Below are 1,847 nucleotides of genomic sequence, written 5' to 3' on the forward strand. Positions count from 1 at the left end.
TAAATAAGCGTCCGTGAGATACGCCGTAACTTCCCTACCAAAAGACATGGCGGTTGCAGGAGCTGAGCGCAACACGGTTATTGAATTGAAGCCGGAGCATCATGCCGCATCGCCATGGCATTTTGCATGACCTCTCCCATCACCTCGATGGGGCATTTGAAGTCGAAGCGCTTGCGCGGTCGCATGTTCAGTTGCAGCGCAATGGCGTCCAGCTCCTCTTGGCTATGTACCGACAGGTCTGTGCCCTTGGGCAAGTACTGGCGAATCAGGCCGTTGATGTTTTCGTTGCTGCCGCGCTGCCAGGGGCTGTGCGGGTCGCAGAAGTAGATCGCCACGCCGGTTCTTTGGGTGATCTCGGCGTGTCGCGCCATCTCCCGGCCCTGGTCGTAAGTCATGCTCTTGCGCATCTCCAGCGGCATGCCATTGAGCGCGGCGCTGAAGCCTTCCAGCGCCGAAGTCGCCGTCGCGTCGTTCATCTTCACCAGCATCAGGTAGCCACTGGTGCGTTCCACCAGCGTACCGACGGACGAGGCGTTGGCCTTACCCTTGATGAGGTCGCCTTCCCAATGCCCCGGCATCAGCCTGTCTTCAATCTCCGGCGGGCGCACATAAATACTGACCATCTCAGGGATCTGGCCGCGCCGATCCACGCCGCCAGAGCGCGGCCGGCGCGTCGTCTTGCCTTGGCGCAGACAGATGATCAGCTCCTTACGCAGCTCACCCACTGGCAGGGCATAGATCGCGTTGTAGATCGTCTCGCGACAGACGTAGGCATCTCGCAGGTTGGGTATGTTCATGCTGCGCAGCTTGCCGGCAATCTGCTCGGGAGACAAACGCTCACGCAGCATATGGGTCACCAGTTCGAAGCGCTCGCTACCCGGCAACAGTTTTCGCATCGGTCGACAAACCTGGCGGCGGGTCTGCATTTGCTGCTGGGCCAGACGGGCCGAGTAGCCACCGCAAGCACCTCGGTTACGGCGCAGCTCACGGCTGATGGTCGAAGGGGATCGGTTGATCAAGCAGGCAATCCTGCGCAGGCTGAAGCCTTGGGTACGACCGATTTGAATGGTGGCGCGCTCTTCAACGCTGAGTTCGGTATAAGACATAGGGGCAGCACCGTACCGGAAAGGTCAGGTGTTGCACTCAGTTTTTGCCGCCGCCGTTAGTTTTGGGATGCTTGAATTTAAGACGCGCGAGAACCTAATAACAGACGGGTCGTATGACGGCGGCATAGATGCTTACTATATTGACAAGGACAGCAAGGTCGTATTTTTTGTACAGTCTAAGTTTAGAACTACCGAAAAAAATTTTGAAGAAAAAGAAATCGAGTTAATAGAAATTCTCAAAATGGACGTTGATCGGATAACGGACGGCGACGAATGTGATGAGGATGGCAATCCATACAATGGCAAGATTAAACAGCTGAAGCGCGACTTAAGTCAGATCGAAGATATTGGAAGGTACTCCTACGAGGTTGTGATACTTGCGAATCTTAGATCTCCAAAGCCAAGCGCCTTGAAGAAGCTAACAAACGGATTTCCAGCAACGGTATATGATTATGGAAAAACCTATAGCGATCTGGTATTCCCGGTTGTAACCGGCACATACTATAACAACAGCCAGCTGTGTATTTCGCTAAATTTGAAGAATAAAAATTCTTCTGGATCTCGGATTAGCTACAACGTTGAAACTGAGTTCAAGGATTGCGATATTACCGTTGTTTTTGTTCCTACTGAAGAGATTGGGCGGATATTATATAAATATAGAAATTCGATATTAAAATTTAATCCGAGATGTTATCTGGAGATGCAGGCTAACAGCGTAAATAAAGAAATTTATAAAACCAT

2 protein-coding genes are annotated in these 1,847 nt (G+C 52.0%); one reads left to right on the plus strand and one right to left on the minus strand.

What is annotated here, in order from left to right; translation table 11 throughout:
• Positions 1 to 77: 77 nt before the first annotated feature.
• A complete protein-coding gene (locus DQ405_RS26745) occupies positions 78 to 1,106 on the minus strand; it encodes an IS30-like element ISPsp7 family transposase (RefSeq protein WP_168426496.1) in 1,029 nt (342 codons plus the stop codon).
• 28 nt (positions 1,107 to 1,134) lie between these two features.
• Between DQ405_RS26745 and DQ405_RS26750 the strand changes: the two genes are divergently transcribed.
• Positions 1,135 to 1,847, plus strand: a 713-nt coding sequence (locus DQ405_RS26750; RefSeq protein ID WP_206678948.1) for a hypothetical protein, incomplete at its 3' end; no start/stop codon positions are given.

Source organism: Pseudomonas sp. SST3 (assembly GCF_003325755.1).

Bases quoted from the DNA above. Each gene is read 5' to 3' on its own strand.
- DQ405_RS26745 (WP_168426496.1), bottom strand. From the start codon at position 1,106: ATGTCTTATACCGAACTCAGCGTTGAAGAGCGCGCCACCATTCAAATC.